This is a genomic window from Pantoea alfalfae (genome assembly GCF_019880205.1).
Taxonomy (GTDB): domain Bacteria; phylum Pseudomonadota; class Gammaproteobacteria; order Enterobacterales; family Enterobacteriaceae; genus Pantoea; species Pantoea alfalfae.
Genome location: NZ_CP082296.1, coordinates 17,809 through 33,874, shown reverse-complemented (window position 1 = coordinate 33,874; position 16,066 = coordinate 17,809). Strand labels below are relative to the sequence as shown.

Annotated in this window: 11 protein-coding genes; 5 read left to right on the top strand and 6 right to left on the bottom strand. The window is 56.5% G+C overall.

Annotated elements, in window-relative coordinates; translation table 11 throughout:
* The first annotated feature begins 30 nt into the window (after positions 1–30).
* Positions 31–414, top strand: a complete 384-nt coding sequence (locus tag K6R05_RS21035) for a response regulator transcription factor (protein WP_222925852.1) — start codon at positions 31–33, stop codon at positions 412–414.
* Entirely contained in the window at positions 414–5,954 is a 5,541-nt protein-coding gene (locus K6R05_RS21030; RefSeq protein ID WP_222925851.1) for a trifunctional serine/threonine-protein kinase/ATP-binding protein/sensor histidine kinase, read from the top strand. The genes K6R05_RS21035 and K6R05_RS21030 overlap by 1 nt, the downstream gene beginning before the upstream one ends.
* A gap of 28 nt (positions 5,955–5,982) precedes the next feature.
* Here the strand turns inward: K6R05_RS21030 and K6R05_RS21025 are convergent, their stop codons facing one another.
* The gene (locus tag K6R05_RS21025; protein ID WP_222925850.1) at positions 5,983–6,603 is read right to left on the bottom strand and encodes a response regulator transcription factor; all 621 of its coding nucleotides are present in this window, start codon (positions 6,601–6,603) and stop codon (positions 5,983–5,985) included.
* A gap of 798 nt (positions 6,604–7,401) precedes the next feature.
* Here K6R05_RS21025 and fdhF point away from each other — a divergent pair.
* Together fdhF and K6R05_RS21015 are read left to right on the top strand one after the other, a co-directional pair.
* Positions 7,402–10,374, top strand: coding sequence for a formate dehydrogenase subunit alpha (fdhF, locus tag K6R05_RS21020; RefSeq protein ID WP_222925849.1), 2,973 nt, complete (start codon positions 7,402–7,404; stop codon positions 10,372–10,374).
* Positions 10,374–10,859, top strand: a complete 486-nt coding sequence (locus K6R05_RS21015; protein WP_161734609.1) for a helical membrane plugin domain-containing protein — start codon at positions 10,374–10,376, stop codon at positions 10,857–10,859. Before fdhF ends, K6R05_RS21015 begins: the two co-directional genes overlap by 1 nt.
* 16 nt (positions 10,860–10,875) lie before the next feature.
* Here the strand turns inward: K6R05_RS21015 and K6R05_RS21010 are convergent, their stop codons facing one another.
* Together K6R05_RS21010 and K6R05_RS21005 are read right to left on the bottom strand one after the other, a co-directional pair.
* On the bottom strand, positions 10,876–11,286 hold the full coding sequence (locus K6R05_RS21010; RefSeq protein WP_222925848.1) for a GFA family protein: 411 nt from the start codon (positions 11,284–11,286) through the stop codon (positions 10,876–10,878).
* A gap of 156 nt (positions 11,287–11,442) precedes the next feature.
* Positions 11,443–12,213: a DeoR/GlpR family DNA-binding transcription regulator gene (locus K6R05_RS21005; RefSeq protein WP_161734612.1), complete on the bottom strand. Its 771-nt coding sequence runs from the start codon at positions 12,211–12,213 to the stop codon at positions 11,443–11,445.
* 120 nt (positions 12,214–12,333) lie between these two features.
* On the opposite strand from K6R05_RS21005, the gene K6R05_RS21000 reads away from it, so the two are divergent.
* Positions 12,334–13,485 (top strand): MFS transporter, encoded by a 1,152-nt coding sequence (locus K6R05_RS21000; RefSeq protein WP_222925847.1) that lies wholly within the window; start codon positions 12,334–12,336, stop codon positions 13,483–13,485.
* 82 nt (positions 13,486–13,567) lie between these two features.
* Here K6R05_RS21000 and K6R05_RS20995 read toward each other — a convergent pair whose 3' ends face one another.
* From K6R05_RS20995 to K6R05_RS20985, 3 genes are all read right to left on the bottom strand, one after another.
* Positions 13,568–14,209, bottom strand: coding sequence for a DUF1109 domain-containing protein (locus tag K6R05_RS20995; protein ID WP_222925846.1), 642 nt, complete (start codon positions 14,207–14,209; stop codon positions 13,568–13,570).
* The gene (locus tag K6R05_RS20990; RefSeq protein WP_161734687.1) at positions 14,196–14,750 is read right to left on the bottom strand and encodes a sigma-70 family RNA polymerase sigma factor; all 555 of its coding nucleotides are present in this window, start codon (positions 14,748–14,750) and stop codon (positions 14,196–14,198) included. Before K6R05_RS20990 ends, K6R05_RS20995 begins: the two co-directional genes overlap by 14 nt.
* Positions 14,751–14,821: 71 nt before the next feature.
* Positions 14,822–16,063, bottom strand: coding sequence for a protein-disulfide reductase DsbD family protein (locus K6R05_RS20985; protein ID WP_222925845.1), 1,242 nt, complete (start codon positions 16,061–16,063; stop codon positions 14,822–14,824).
* Positions 16,064–16,066 lie beyond the last annotated feature (3 nt).

Sequence of the window (16,066 nt, the reverse complement as noted above, 5' to 3'; positions counted from 1 at the left end):
GCACAGTGAGGCGTTCCGGAGAATAACTGCATGGCGCTGTCACAGCGTATTATCATTGTTGATGATGAACGCGCGGTCCGCAGTGGACTGAGCAATCTGTTGCACTCAGACGGCTACCCGACGCGCTTATATGAGTCCGGTGAGGCGCTCCTGAGCGATGACAATGCCCTTTCAGAGGCGGGCTTGCTGATTATTGATGTCGGACTCAAGGGCATGTCCGGTTTTGAGCTATTTGTCCTCCTGAAACAGCAGACAGAGCTGCCCCCGGTCATCTTTATCTCAGCAGATCTGGAAGAAACAACACTGTGGTATGCCATCGCCCTGGGGGCGGTCACGTTTTTGCGAAAGCCCATTGATGTTGATACGCTGCTGGCACTGATCCGTTGCGAGTTATCCAGGGGAGAAGCCCGCTGATGAGCATGCTTTCAGTTAATGTCCAGGAAGGTGACGACGCAGGGATCGCGATTGACCACTTCGACACGCTGACACCGCTGGCGCAGGATGGCTGCCTGCTCTGGATACTGGCGCGCTGCCACTCTGGTGAATCCCTGATTATCGCTACGGGTCAAAGTGACGAGGTCACCTTTCAGGCGACGCAGCGACTTAAAAATGAGCGTGCGCTGGCGGGCTATCTTTCACCGCGCTGGGCAATCACCGCCACCGGCACCACCCGTTATCACAATCGGTATGCCCTGATTTATCCTTGCTTTCCGTTTCGTACTCTGGCTCACAATCTCGCCACTCCACCTGAAAACATCGCCGACTTCCTGCAGGTGGCATTGCAGCTCTGCCACACGCTCGGTCAGGCGCATCATCAGGGTATCGTGCATGGGGATATCAAGCCGGGTCACTTTTTTGTCACTGACGATGAGCGCTTCCGCCTGGGCGGATTTGGACTGGCCTCGCTGGCAGCGCAGTCGGCGGACAAAACCAGCCTGCGCGCCTCAGGCGGTACGCTGGCCTATATGTCTCCTGAGCATACCGGTCGCACACCGCATCCCGTCAGCAGCCTCAGCGATCTCTACAGCCTGGGTGTGGTGCTGTATGAGTACCTGACCGGCAGACTGCCGTTTGGATCAGCAGAAGCGGGTGAAGCAGAGTGGATTCATCATCACATTGCTACCGCCCCCCGTCCCGCCGAACAGGTCAGAGAGGATGTGCCGCCGATGCTCTCGGTGATTCTGTTGCGCCTGCTGGCAAAGTCGCCCGCAGAGGGGTATCAGACCGTGCAGGGACTGATGGCCGATCTGCGCCGTTGTCAGGCAACCCTCTCAGCGGAAAACACCATTGCGCCGTTTACGCCCGGTTTGCAGGAGCGGTTCAGCAGCAGTTTCCGGCCCGAAACGCTGTTCACGCAGCATCCGCAGGCGCGCCTGTTACTGACCACGCTTGAGGCGGTCAACCGCAGCGGCACGCAGAGCCTGGTGATGCTGAGCGGTGCGCCCGGCTCCGGGAAGTCTGCCATTATCGCCTCCGCACTGAAAAACCTGCAGCACCGACAGATTCTGCTGGCCGCCAGCAAGGCCGATCAGCATTCGCCAGTCGCCCCCTATGCCTCAATCGCCTCCGCGTTTCGCACGGTCACGCTCTATCTGCTGGGTTTGTCCGCCCCGGAAGTCAGCAAATGGCGGGGGCGACTGTTGCGGTTACTGGGCGGGTATACCGATTTAGCCATTGAACTGGTACCCGAATTAAAACAGCTGCTGAATATCCGGACATTGCCGCCCGTGGTGCGCCATGCTCCGGACGCCCGCGAGCAGTTTAACCAGATGGCGTGTGCGCTGATTGAGGCTTTTGCCACGCCGGGTCGCCCGCTGGTGATGCTGATTGATGATGTTCACTGGGCAGATAATGCCACGCTGCAACTGCTGGAAACGCTGATTATTCGTAGTGAACATCTGCCTTTTATGCTGGTGCTCGCTTTCCGGGAGGGTGAATCAATGCCCTGTCCGATGATTGCCGGTTTTCTACAGCGGATCAGAGAATCCGCGGCGCGGGCCGTGGCGCTGACGCCACAGCCGCTCAGCGTGAAAAGTATCGGTCGCTGGCTGGCGGGGAGGCTGCATACCCGTCCCGGCGGCCATCGCGAACTGGCACAGATTATTTTCGACAAAACCGGCGGCAATCCACTCTCTGTGCAGGAGTTCTTTCGTCAGGCGGTGGACGATGGGGTCATTTACTTTCGTCAGAACCCGCTGAAATGGCATTACGACAGCCAGACACTGAGTACGCGTCAGTACACCGACAATGTGGCAACGCTGGTGCTGAATCAGCTGGTACGGATGCCGGAGATAACGCGGCAGCTGCTGGGCGATCTGGCCTGCCTGGGCGCCAGCGGCGAACTCTCCCTGATAAGTCATATCAGCGGAACCCCTGTTAAACGGCTTCAGCAGCAGCTTGAACCGGCAGTCAGTGGTCGTTTTATCACCCTGACGGGCGGTAACTACGCCTTTACCCACGATCGGGTTCACAACGCGGCATTTTCGCTGCCCGACCGCCGGCAGCAACAGCATCTTCATCAGCAGGCGGCGGCATGGCTGTCAGACGCGGTGGTGACGGCGGATAACGGTGAAACACTGTTCCGCGCGGTTTATCACATTGGCATGATTGCTGAACTGCCGCTGAGTGTCGCAGAGCGTGAGCGGTATTATCCGCTCTGTCTGCGCGCTGCACAGGGAGCGAAACGTGCGGGGGACTATCTCTCGGCGCTGCGCTATCTGCGCACCGCCCAGCGACTTAGCCAGCGGATGGTGACCGGCAATGACTTTATGCTGGGTCTTGATGAGGCGGAGTGCGAGTTTCTGCACGGTAATCTCAGCAACGCACAATCGCTCTGCACCCGACTGCTGCGTGAGCCGGGAACGCTCAGTGAAAAATCCAGGGCTGCCTGTCTCTCTGCTGAAATTCATATGCGCCAGTCTGACAATCATCTGGCACTGGAAACCGCACTCGCCTGGCTGGCGGTTTTTGGTGAGCATTTCAACCGTAATCCGAATGACGCGGAGATCGACGCCGAATGGCTGTCGCTCAGAACGCGGATTGGCGACTCCCCGCAGACCGCTTTTTCACGGCTGCCGCTGAACAACAATGCCGAAACGGAGTCGGTGCTGAACCTGATGGCCAGCACAATTTTTGTTTCCGCCTACGACTGCCCGCAGCTGCATCTGATGCTGGTCTGCCGGATGCTGAAGATGACGCTGGACCAGGGCATGACAGGGGCTTCTGCGTTTGGCCTTGCCTGGTTCAGCGTGCTGACTGGCGACCGCTATCAGGCCTGGCAGTTTAGCTATGACTGTGGCCGGGTGGCGCGTGCGCTGGTGGAAGAGCATAACTTTATCCGCTACAAAGCACGCACGCTGCTGCCACTGGATCAGGTAGGGATCTGGACACAGCCGCTGGATGTCGCCGTGGAGTGTGCCCGCGAAAGCTTTCGCGTGGCGGTAATGCATGGCGACCGCTCTTTTGCCTGCCTCTCGCTGCGTCATCAGATCATGAACACGCTGACACGCGGCGACCACCTTGAGTCGGTGCTGACCTCCATTGAGCGTGGACTCGCGTTTACCCGCAAATCGTATTATCCCGACGTCGAGAACGTGCTCGTTATGCAGAAGCAACTGGTGATGCAACTGCGTAATAGCAATGGATTCAGGGCAGAGGATCGCGTCGCCTCTTTGCCGCTGGTAGCGGGCAGTGAGCCGGGGCCGATATCCGGCCCTAAAGCGATGGTGCGGTTCTGGGACGGTCTCTATCGGGGAATGGCGCATTTCTTTGCGGCTGAATACCGGGAGGCGCTGCGCTGTTTTGAGGATATTCGTCCGCTGATTAGCGCAGTGCCCGCTTATATCTATCTGATGGATTTTCATTTCTACAGCGCATTATCACTGAGTCACCAGCCTGAAGCGGCTGACAGCAATGTGCTGCGTGGCCATCTCGACAAGTTTGCTGACTGGGCTGACCTCAATCCTGGTCTGTTTGCAGACAAATATGCTCTGCTCAGGGCAGAGTGCGCGCGTCTGGCGGGCAACACGGGCGACGCTCTGAAGCAGTATGAACAGGCCATTCGTCTCTCCAGACAGGCGGGCTATCTGCACATCCATGCGCTGGCGAATCAGCTGGCGGGTCGCTGCTGCAAAGCCTTACAGCTGGACACCGCCGCAGATGCCTGGATTAAAGCGGCAATGGCAAGCTGGGAAAACTGGGGCGCGCAGGCAATGGTGCGCCAGCTGGAGCAGCGCTATCCGCATCTGTCCGCGCCGCTGCAAAACAGCGCACTGGCGACAATTCCGTTTACCCAGGATGCCGCATTCTATGACATGGAGAGCGTGCTGACCGCCGTGCGCGCCCTGACGGAGGAGATCAACCTTGATCGGTTGATACATACCCTGATGCGCATGCTGCTGGAGCGGGCCGGTGCTCAGCGCTGTCGGCTCATCCGGATTCTGGATGGCAATCTGCCGGAGACGCAGGCCTGGGCAGAGAGCATGGCAGAGGGGGTGCGTGTGCAGATTGTTAAAGAACGACCTCTCGCGTCCGACCTGCCTTTATCCGTGCTGTCAGCGGTGATCCGAACAGGCCAGGAGATACGCACCGGCAAACCGGAGGCGTTCAGTCCCTTCAGCCAGGATCCCTATCTGGTGGCTTCAGGCGCAGCGGTGTTGTGTGTCCCGATGTTCAGGCAGGCCAACATGGTCGGGGTGCTCTATCTGGAGAACCGCCTGATGCCCGACGCGTTTACTGCTGAGCACTCCCATATAGTAAAAACCCTGAGTGCGCAGGCGGCCGTTTCGCTGGAAAACGCACGGCTCTACGCAGAGCTGCTGGAGGAGAACACTCATCGGCGGCGGGTTGAGAAGCAGTTGCGAGCCAGTAAAACCTCGCTGATGCTCGGCGAGAAGATCAGCCATACCGGCACCTGGCGCTGGGAATTGACAGAGGACATGATGATGGTCTCTGAAGAATATGGTCGCATTCTTGGCCTGCCAGCTGAACAAAAAGGGCTGTCGATGGCTGACTTTCTCACCCGCGTTCATCCCGATGATCATGCGTGCATCAGTGAACTGGTCACGCTTAGCGTCAGCCAGGGGCGCAGTATGCAGGCTGAGTTCCGTATACTCAGGCCGGACGGGGAATGCCGCTATATTAAAGGCATCGGAGAACCGGTGGACAATTTCCCGGAGGTGAAAGAGTATTTCGGCACCATTTCGGATATCACTTTACAGCGTCAGGCAGAAGATAGCGCGCGTATGGCGCAGGCGGACCTGGCTCGGGTTAGCCGCGCCACCACCGTCGGGCAGCTTACTGCTTCCATCGCCCATGAGATTAACCAGCCTCTGATGTCAATCGTGGCTAACGCGGGTGCCAGCCTGCGCTGGTTAAAGCGTGAACCCTTGATGCTGGAAAATGCCAGCAGCAGTCTGAACGAGATCATTAAAGAGGGTAAACGTGCCGGAGAGATTATTCGCGGTCTGCAGGCGCTGACCCGCAATCATGAACCGAGCTTTGCGCCAGAAAACCTGCATCTGATTGCCCGTGATATTCTGGCGCTCTCCCGGATCGAGCTGGAACGGCGGGGCATTTCACTGGAACTGAAACTCAAGGCGGCCAGGGCAGATATTTTCTGCGACCGCGTTCAGATTCAGCAGGTGCTGCTCAATCTGGTCATTAATGCTATCGATGCCATGTCCGATGATTTACCGCGCGCGGCCCTGCTGCGCCTCACCTCAGAGAATCCCACGGCTGAAACGCTGCGATTTGAGGTGCTGGATAGCGGTTGCGGATTGCCTGATGGCGTGCGTGACCGGATCTTTGAGTCGTTCTACACCACCAAGAAAAGCGGCATGGGCATGGGATTAACCATCAGTAAAGGGATCATCAAAAAGCACTGCGGAGAGTTAGGCGCAGAGAACCGGCCAGAAGGCGGCAGCCGTTTCTGGTTTACACTGCCACTGGAATAAGCGTGCGGGCCAGCTTTACATCGTGGCTTTAGCGACGGCGGGTATGATCAATATTGAGCCGCTCAGCCGCACGCACCAGATCGGTCAGCGAGCGCGCATGCATCTTCTCCATCACTCGCCGCTTGTGGACTTTAGCCGTAATTTCACTGACGCCCATTTCGGCAGCAATCTGCTTATTGAGCAGGCCACTAATCGCCAGCAGCATCACCTCGCTTTCACGCGGCGTCAGGGTCTGGTGCCGCTGGAATATTTCTCGCCGCTCCTCAGAGGCGGCCATATTTTGTTCAGCGATGCGCAACGCTTCCGCTACTGCCTGCAACATATGATCGGGATCAACCGGTTTAGTCAGAAACTCATAAGCGCCGGTTTTCATCGCCCGCACTGTGACCGGAATGGTCCCGAAACCGGTTAAAAAGATGGTGGGGATCGTGTAACCGCGATCGAGCAAAGCCTGTGCGATATCGAATCCATCTGCGCCGGGAAGATTAATATCCAGAATCAGGCAACAGGGAAGGGGAGTGAATGCATGAGCCAGAAAATCATCTGCCGATGAAAACGTGATAACTGTGTAATCGTCGGCGGTGAGCAGATTACGTAATGCTGAAGTCACAGCAGCGTCGTCGTCAACAATATATACGATGGGATTCATAGGGACCTCATTCCAGCCAGAGTTTTACTGATAATTAAATTAAACATGACGCGTAAAGAGGCCCTGAACAGTGAGCCTCCGGCAGGGTTAACAGGATATTACCATAACAGTTATCATTATCATCTTATAATTAATAGCATGTTAAGGATCAGATAAATTACTGATAGATATGATTAAAACGTGAGCGTTATACTGTGGGCTGTGTGCCGTCATTCCGGTCTGCTGGGTATTGGACTATAAGCTGAGCGCCATATTTGTGTAATCAACAGAGCGCTCACTTGCGACCAGCAGAATAGTGATCGCCATACGCTGAAATAGTCCATAAAATTGCTCACCGGATTAAATCTGCCTCGCTTTTTTAATGCCGTAATAAGTTCGTGCCAGTGTGTAATTCATCTCTGGAATAAGCGGCACGGTAACTGACAATCAGTAGTTAACTCACTTCAGACTGAACAGCGCCGCAATTCACGCGATACACAACAAAAAGTCAGTTTATAGTTACAACATACATATGGCGGATAAATGTATCAGGAATCAGGCAACAGAGTGATCATTGCTAAGCAGCATTCAGATTCCCTTTGTCATTATCACGAAGGTTTTGTCATAAAAAACCCCTGATTTCATCCGGTAAGAAGTCATTACATTTTAAAAAAGCCTTACCTGTCAGCGATTAACCTCAATAAGCGTAGCGGTATTCATGGCACGGCTGATAATCCTCACTAAGCTTGTGAAGTAACCCTTTAAATTTGGGGACATTTTCCAGCCCAGCGCTATCCGCCATGTCGTCATGAGGCTCATATGAGTGAAAATTACTGCACCATTCTTTTCAATGGTGAACGATTAGAAGGATTTGCTGATCAACCGCTTATCGATTTTCTTGATGCTCACGGGAAAAAACTGCCTCATGTCTGTTATCACCCGGCGTTAACGCCGCTACAAAGCTGTGATGTCTGCTGGGTCGATGCTAATGGCGAGCGTGTTCGCGGTTGTACGCTTCGTACTGAAGAGGGTTTGTCGGTCCGGAGTGAGGGCAGTGTGCTGAAAGCCGCGCAGCAGGAGGGTATGGATAGGCTGCTTAATCGTCATGAGCTTTACTGCACCGTCTGCGAACACAACACCGGCGACTGTACGCTGCATAACGCAGTAGCCGATATGCACATTCCGATTCAGTACTATCCTCATCAGCCCAAGCCTTACGCGAAAGATCACTCCAATCCGTTTTACACCTATGACCCTGACCAGTGCATCTTATGTGGTCGCTGTGTCGAGGCGTGCCAGAATGTAGAGGTCAACGAGACGCTCTCGATTGACTATACCCAGGCGCACCCACGCGTGTTGTGGGATGGCGGCACGGAAATCGCCGGCTCCAGTTGCGTCAGCTGTGGGCACTGCGTTACGGTCTGCCCGTGCAATGCACTGCTGGAAAAAACGATGCAGCCCGATGCGGGCCCGTTCACCGCGATGGATGAAGGGCTGAAGCGTCCGCTTATCGACTTTGTGAAAACGCTGGAAAACAGTATCGGCATGGAGCCAATTACCGGTGTGTCAAAAATTGACGTGGCGCTGCGCCAGTCTGAAATCAAACGCACCAAAACAGTCTGCACATATTGTGGCGTGGGCTGCAGCTTCGAAATCTGGACCCGCGATCGTCACATCCTGAAAATTCAGCCGGTCGCCGAAGCGCCAGCCAATGGTATTTCCACCTGTGTTAAAGGCAAGTTTGGCTGGGATTTCGTCAACAGCGCGGAACGCCTGACAACGCCGCTGATTCGCGAGAATGGCCGCTTCCGGCCTGCCAGCTGGGATGAAGCATTACAGCGGGTTGCCGATGGATTACGTGGTGTTGCGCAGAACTATGGCGGTGACGCAATAGGCTTTATTGGCTCCAGTAAAGCGAGTAACGAAGAAGCCTATCTCACCCAGAAAATCGCCCGTTTAATCTTCGGCACCAACAATGTCGATAACTCTTCACGCTATTGTCAGAACCCGGCCACAGAAGGGTTATTTCGGACTGTGGGCTACGGTGGCGATGCCGGAACAATAAAAGATCTGCAGGAAACCGATCTGATTGTGCTGGTCGGCAGTAACCTTTCCGAGAACCATCCGGTTATTGCTTCGCACATCAAACAGAGCCATAAACATCGCGGACAGAAACTGCTGGTTGTCGATCCGCGTCGTCACGAAATGGCGGAACGGGCTGACTGCTATCTGCGCATCCGGCCAGGTAGCGATCTCGTCTGGGCCTCAGCGATGGCGAAATATATGTTCGATCACGGTTATGCCGATGACGCGTTTCTGTCACAGCGGGTTAATCAGGTCGAAGAGTACCGCGCTTCGCTCGATGCCTTTACGCTCGACTATGCCAGCAAGATCTGTGGCCTGAGCGAAGCCGAACTCACAGAGGCGGCGGAGATGATTGGCCAGGCGAGCAGCGCCTGCATATTGTGGGCGATGGGGATTACCCAGCACAGCCACGGTGCCGACACCAGCACGGCGCTGTCGAACCTGCTGCTGGTCACCGGCAACTATGGCCGGCCTGGCACCGGCGGATACCCGATGCGCGGACACAACAATGTGCAGGGCGCCAGCGACTTCGGCTGCCTGAGTAATCTCTATCCCGGCTATGAAAAAGTCACTGACGCGGCGGTGCGGGAGAAATGGGCGCGAGCATGGGGCGTCGCGCCTGAGGCACTCTCCGACCAGCCCGGCGCGGATAACTTCAAAATGGTGCAGGAGGCGGGTGAAGGTAAAATCCGCGCGATGTATATCACCGGCGAAGAGACCGCCTTTGCGGATGCTGACTCAGATTCTGTGCATGCCGCCTTCACCAAACTGGAATTTATGGTGGTTCAGGACATTTTCATGTCGCGCACGGCTGAATTTGCCGATGTGGTGTTACCCGGCGCGCCCAGCGTAGAGAAAGAGGGGACGTTTGTGAACACCGAGCGGCGCATCCAGCACTTCTCGCCCGCCATGAAACCCCTGGGCGACTGTCGTCCCGACTGGCAGATTTTCACCGAACTCGCCGCGCGCCTCGGTCACCCGTGGCATTACCCGAATCCGGGCGCGATCATGGCGGAAGCAGCGGGCATTGCAGATATTTTCGCCGGCGTAAGCTATGAGCAACTGGTCGGCTGGCAGTCGCAACTCTGGCCGGTAAATGCCGCAGGTGAAAGCACGCCGCGTCTCTACACGGAACGGTTTAATTTTCCGGATGGCAAAGCCCGGCTTTATCCGCTGAGCTGGCAACCACCCGCCGAGCAGGAGGATGCAGAGTACAATCTCCTGCTGAATAACGGCAGGATGCTGGAGCATTTTCAGTCGATGAACCAGACCGGTCAGGGTGGCCGCATGATGTCGCTGTCACCTAATGCCTTTGTTGAGATCTCACCGGAACTGGCTGCCTCGCGCGCGCTGACGGAAGGAGAATGGGTGCGCATCACCTCAAGGCGCGGCTCGCTGGATGTGCCGGTTGTTATCACCGAACGCGTGGCGGGCAACGTCATGTTTATGCCAATTCATCATGGTAAGGATGGCGTCAACGCGCTGACCGGCGAACATCACGATCCCGACGTCAACACACCGGCTTATAAAGAGCTTGCCGTGAACATGAAGCGAATCGAACGGCGGACGCAGCCCAATCCGTTGCCGTTACACAACTTCCGTTACGGCAGTCGGACCCCGCTGGATCACCTGCCGATTGAACAAAAATGGCAGCAGGCAGGCTACCGTGAACCGCCTGAACACGTAGACAAACCGGAGAAATTTTAATGGCAGAACGGATGAAATATCAGGTCACGCCGACACGTACTGAGCCAACCGCACGCGAAGCGATGGATGAGCTGATTGAAAATCTCCACCAGCACGGTTTTCTGCGGCTGGCGAACGACCTGGTTAAATCAAATAGCGAGGTGGGGAAAATCCTGGTTTCGGGCCTTAATCAGCCGGGTACGCAGAACGCGCTACAGAATCTCTCGCTACTGATGATGACGCTGGGCAGTGTGCCGCCAGAAAGTTTTAATCATCTGCTGTTGGCCGTTCGCGATGCCGCGATGGCCGTTAAACCGGCGCGCGATGAGGCCCGTCAGGAAAAAGCCGCGCCAGGCATCCGCGGCATCATCCGGTTGCTCAATGATGAAGATCTGTGGCGTGGACTGCGCCCGATCTTCGCCGCGCTGGAGGTCTTCTCACAGCAGATTGACCGTGAAGAGCAGAAGCCGATTACCCGCTTCAGTGGCAAGCCCACACGGGACTAGTTCAGCCTGCGTTCGTTCAGGATTGCGTGGGGGTGTAGATCAGATAACCGGCTACACCGCCCGCGCCGCCATCTTTTGGATGATTGATACCATCGGAGACCGGGACATCGGTGAAATCAAACGGCGAAACCCCCTCAAGGCAGGCGACATTCACCCCGAACTGATCGGGCTGTGAGCGGCTCTGATGAAAGGTGTAAATGCCGCAAACGGAACAGAAGTAGTGGCCCACCTCTTTGCTGTTGAATCGATATTCGGTGAGCTGCGCTTCACCCCGGGTCAGCTCCACCTTTGTCGCAAATACCACCACCGCGCCGCGCATCCGGCAAAACGAACAGTTGCAGCGGCGCACCGTATTAAATCCATCCTTCAGCGTCACCCGGTACGCCACCGCGCCACAGTGGCATTGCGCTGTCATTTCATTTTGCATCCTGATCTCCTGTGTAGTGAAACCAACCAGCTTTCAGCCTACGCCAAAGCCTGGGATTTGGCAGCATCGGGTGCGGATTTGTCGACCATTAGTATAGCCAGGGCAGTGTGCATTTATCAGGTTCGCTTGCGACATGATTTATTTCATCACGCCGTATCAGACAGTAATAAGCATCATCTCTTCCGCTTCAAACGCCTCAAGCAGTTCTTTATCGAGCTTCTCTTCCACGACGAGCGTTGAGATTTCACGGCATTTCGCCACGCTGAATCGCGCTACTGCGGGGATTTTATCCGCTGTCAGCCCGACAATGACCTGATTGCTTTGCGCCATGGCGACTTTCTTGAATTCGCAATCCGCATAGTTAAAACCGGTCAGCCCGGCCTCCGGGCTCATGGCGCAGCCGCCAATAAACGCCTGATCAAACAGAATCCCCTGGATCTGGTTGATCGCGGTTTGCCCGACCGCGCCGCCGGTGCTCTTCTGTATCTGCCCGCCCAGCATAATTACCTCCGCAGCAGGATGGTTGATCAGTAGCGCAGCAATATCGGGCGCATTGGTGACGACGGTGATATTCAAATCTGGTGATAGCGCCTGTGCCAGCGCCAGATTGGTCGTACCGGCATCAACAAAGATGCAGCTATTGGCTTTCACCAGGCTGGCACAGCGCTGCGCAATCAGGGCTTTTGCTGCGTGATCGTGAGCTTTCCGGCTGACAAAGCTGCCCGCCTCCTGCAGCTGTAACACCGCACCGCCATAGACCTTTTTACATAAACCCTCTTTACTGAGTTCATGGAGATCGCGGCGGATAGTGTGCTCTGACACGGCCAGTTGCCTTGCAAGGTCAGCGCAGACCACACGTCCTTTGTCCTTCAATATCTCACGAATCAGCGCTTGTCGCTGCTGCGGGAAAGCTGCATAATCGAGCATATAAACCTCAAATAATTCAAAATCGAGCTATAGTGAGCATAATCGTTCACTGCCGGGCAGGGAGTCAATAGCGATCTCTCAGTCCTGTCAGCTCTTCACGACATCCCTCAAAGGAATGCAATGGCTAATAACGTCTCTTCCACACTGGCAACACGCATTATCTTTTTTATCGCTGGATTTATAACCGCGACCTGGGCGGTGATTGTGCCTTTCGCCCGCGGCAATACCGGCGTTAATGAGGCGCAACTCGGCACCTTGCTGCTTTGTCTTGGCGTCGGCGCGCTGATTGCGATGCCGGTGACGGGCTGGCTGACCAGCCGCTTTGGCTGCCGCCGGGTGATTCTGGTCGCTGTCGCGCTGGTCATCATCAGTACGCCATGGCTGTCGGTGCTCAGCGACCCGCTATTGCTGGCGCTGGCGTTGCTGGTTTTTGGCATCGGCATCGGCGTGACCGACTGCGCCATGAACATCCAGGCGATCCTGGTGGAGAAGCAGGCGGCGAAGCCTGTGATGTCTGGCTTTCACGGCATGTACAGTGTGGGCGGCATTGCCGGGGCGGGCTTTATGACGCTGCTGCTGGCGATGGGTTTTAGCGTGCTCACCGGCTGTTTGCTGGCGGTAGCGGCGGTGATTATCATGACGCTGGTCAGCGCACCGGGTTTACTGACCTACGCGAACCCCGCTGAAGGCCCGGTATTTGCTGTTCCGCGCGGCAGCGTACTGATTATCGGCATCATCTGCTTTGCCGTCTTCCTGACCGAAGGCACCGTGCTGGACTGGAGTGCTGTCTATCTGACCGACGTCCGGGCCATGCCGGCATCACTGGGCGGACTGGGCTATACCTGCTTTGCCATTGCGATGACCGTGGCGCGTCTGACCGGCGATCGCATCATTTCGTCGCTGGGTCGTCTGCCTGTAGTACTGGGTGGCGCACTGATTGCCGCCGCTGGCATGGCGATGGTGACCTTTATCGCCTCCTGGCCGCTGGCGTTGCTGGGCTACACCCTTGTCGGCGCAGGCTGCGCCAATATCGTGCCGGTAATGTTCACCGCCGCCGGACGTCAGACGGTGATGCCGCAGGCGGTCGCCGTGCCTGCCATTACTACTCTGGGTTACCTGGGGGTACTGAGCGGGCCAGCCGTGATTGGCTACGTGGCGCATTACACGCATCTCGCTTTTTCGTTTTCACTGATTATGGCGCTGATGCTGATCGTCGGTGCGGTCTCTCTGACCCTGGATCTTGGCCGTAGCCGCGCGGGGAAGAATGCATAAAATTACACAGTTCGCGCTCCTGACAGACTTTCATTGAACGGGGCGCGGATTAATCTTCAGGAGGAACGGAAGTGGCCTGCCATTACTCTCCCAGCCTGACCCAGCGGCGGCCGGCCAGCACCGTCAGCGCCACGATGGTGATGCCCGCAGCCAGATGCATAGAAAAATCGATGGCGTGCAGATGGGTGTCATGACACAGCGACAGCAACATCGATGAGGTAAACGCACTGCCACAGCCGCTCAGCGCCAGACTGCGCGCGGGATAGAGTGAACGGGTGCGCTTCAGGGCGATCACGGACATCAGCATCATCGGCGCGCTGGCCGACAGCATAAACAGATAGCAATGTATCCCTTCACCAAAGCGGCTTGCGCCCGCAGACGTGGTTTCAGATGACATGTTGATCAGATTCAGCCCCAGCCACATCACTGCCAGCATCAGCGGCCAGCGCAGGCTGACTGGTTTTCTGCCGGCGATACTCAGCGTAAACGCAGCCGCCAGCGTGCTGCCCGCGATGACAAGAGAGAGCAGTACGGCGATAAATGCCAGCCATGCGCCAGGCTGACTCCAGTCAGTAAACCTGCTGTGAAACGCCCAGCTGGTCAGTGCGCCAAAAGGCAGAGCAAGCGCGATCCAGCCCGCAACGCGCCAGGCGGTGGGCCAGACGCGCTGCACCGGCTGCGCGGAGGCGCTGAGCTGATTAATTAACTGGTCATGATTTCTCATGATGACCCCGTCCATATTTACGAAGGTTGACCATTGCGCGATGCAACAGGGATTTAACGGCAGAAAGAGACTGATGGGTTTCAGCGGCTGCCTGCGCCAGGCTCTGCTCGCGCAGATGCACGGATTCGACGATCTCCCGCTGACGTAGCGGAAGGGTATCGAGATAGCCTGAGAGAATATCGGCATCGGCTGAGGCTTCTGCACTTTCAGCGGGCCGCTGCTGCAGCGCCTCATCATCCTGAACCTCCTGACGACGACCATGCTGGCGCAGCGTATCAATCGTTCGGGCAGAGGCGATAGCGGCTACCCATGGCAAGATCGGGCGCTGCGGATCGTAGGTATGCCGCACCCGATGGATTGCCAGCAGCGTTTCCTGAATCACATCCTCAACCAGCCCCTCGTCACGCATTTTTTTGCGCACCAGTGCCCGGATGGCCGGAACCATCGCTTTGAGTAACTGGTTATAGGCTGCTTTGTCGCCCGCCTGCGCCCGGGCCATTAAGGCTGGCCAGTGCTGTGCGCGTTGATCAGTGTCTGACATCATTTATCAGCAGGTCAGCACACTGTCGCCGTGTGCTGATACCGGAGCAGAACATCGTTTCATCAATCGTCTCAGGTTTTCTTTCCTTTTTCCGTTGCCTGATCCAGCGCTGAAATCACGATGCCTGGCGTCAGCACCTGCGGGAGTACCACGGGTTTGCCACCGTCAGCCGGGTAGACCACGTAGAGGGGTAATCCACCGCGTCCGAAATCGCTAAGCGCCTGTTCAACATCGGGATTGTATTTAGTCGAGTCCGCGACCATGTAAATGGTGCTGGTACGCGCCATGGCTGCTTTTACCGCTTGCGTCGACAGCGACGTGCGATCGTTGACCTGGCAGGTAATACACCAGGACGCGGTAAAGTTCACCAGGATGGGCTTGCCCTGGCCTTTGATTGCGTCAACATTCTGGGGCGACCAGGCCACCGCTGCAGCAGCCGGTGAGGTGGTTTCCGTCTCAGCTGGTCCCGTGACAAAACTGTTGATATTCAACAACGGCACCACGACCAGCGCCAGAAAGAACGCGGTGGCAACATGCATTACCACATGACGCTGTCCCATCATACGGCGTTTCTGCGCCATGCCATACAGCCAGGCAGCAAAACTAAACAGTAAGCAGCAGGCCAGAATCGCGGCCAGTGCAGCCGATCCCGCCTGACGTTCCAGTACCCAGATCAGCCAGCCCACCGCACCCAGCATTGGAAACGCCAGACCCTGTTTTAAGGTGATCATCCAGGCGCCCGGTTTTGGCAATATTCTCGCCAGCACCGGGAAGAATGAGATCAGGGTAAAGGGCGCAGCAAAGCCCAGCGCCAGCGATATAAAGATCACCACACTCACCAGCGGAGGCTGAGTCAGGGCATATCCCACTGCGCTGGCCATGAAAGGTGCGCTACAGGGAGTGGCGACAATGATGGCCAGCGCGCCGGTCAGTGCTGAACCCACTAATCCTCCGCGATCGCCACCCACTTCGCCAACCCGCTGAATCGACAGTCCGACTTCAAACAGACCGAGCAAATTCAGTGCTGAACCCAGCATCACCAGAATCAGCGCTGCAATGACCAGCGGCGATTGCAGCTGAAATCCCCAGCCCACCGATGCACCACCCGCCCTGGCCAGCAGCAATACGGCGGTCAGGGCAACCATCGTCACCACGACGCCGAGCAAAAAGGCCAGGCCTTCTGCCCGGGCGTGGGAGGGTGATTCGTGGTGGCGGATCAGGCTCAGTGCTTTCAGTGAGATCACCGGAAACACGCAGGGCATGAGGTTCAGAATAATGCCGCCCAGGAAGGCGGCTGCAATCGCAGTCAGCATGGT

What these genes read in the sequence shown, in the direction of transcription:
- K6R05_RS21035 (WP_222925852.1), top strand. Translation starts at nt 31, where the DNA reads ATGGCGCTGTCACAGCGTATTATCATTGTTGATGATGAACGCGCGGTC.
- K6R05_RS21030 (WP_222925851.1), top strand. Translation starts at nt 414, where the DNA reads ATGAGCATGCTTTCAGTTAATGTCCAGGAAGGTGACGACGCAGGGATC.
- K6R05_RS21025 (WP_222925850.1), bottom strand. Translation starts at nt 6,603, where the DNA reads ATGAATCCCATCGTATATATTGTTGACGACGACGCTGCTGTGACTTCA.
- fdhF (WP_222925849.1), top strand. Translation starts at nt 7,402, where the DNA reads ATGAGTGAAAATTACTGCACCATTCTTTTCAATGGTGAACGATTAGAA.
- K6R05_RS21015 (WP_161734609.1), top strand. Translation starts at nt 10,374, where the DNA reads ATGGCAGAACGGATGAAATATCAGGTCACGCCGACACGTACTGAGCCA.
- K6R05_RS21010 (WP_222925848.1), bottom strand. Translation starts at nt 11,286, where the DNA reads ATGCAAAATGAAATGACAGCGCAATGCCACTGTGGCGCGGTGGCGTAC.
- K6R05_RS21005 (WP_161734612.1), bottom strand. Translation starts at nt 12,213, where the DNA reads ATGCTCGATTATGCAGCTTTCCCGCAGCAGCGACAAGCGCTGATTCGT.
- K6R05_RS21000 (WP_222925847.1), top strand. Translation starts at nt 12,334, where the DNA reads ATGGCTAATAACGTCTCTTCCACACTGGCAACACGCATTATCTTTTTT.
- K6R05_RS20995 (WP_222925846.1), bottom strand. Translation starts at nt 14,209, where the DNA reads ATGAGAAATCATGACCAGTTAATTAATCAGCTCAGCGCCTCCGCGCAG.
- K6R05_RS20990 (WP_161734687.1), bottom strand. Translation starts at nt 14,750, where the DNA reads ATGTCAGACACTGATCAACGCGCACAGCACTGGCCAGCCTTAATGGCC.
- K6R05_RS20985 (WP_222925845.1), bottom strand. Translation starts at nt 16,063, where the DNA reads ATGCTGACTGCGATTGCAGCCGCCTTCCTGGGCGGCATTATTCTGAAC.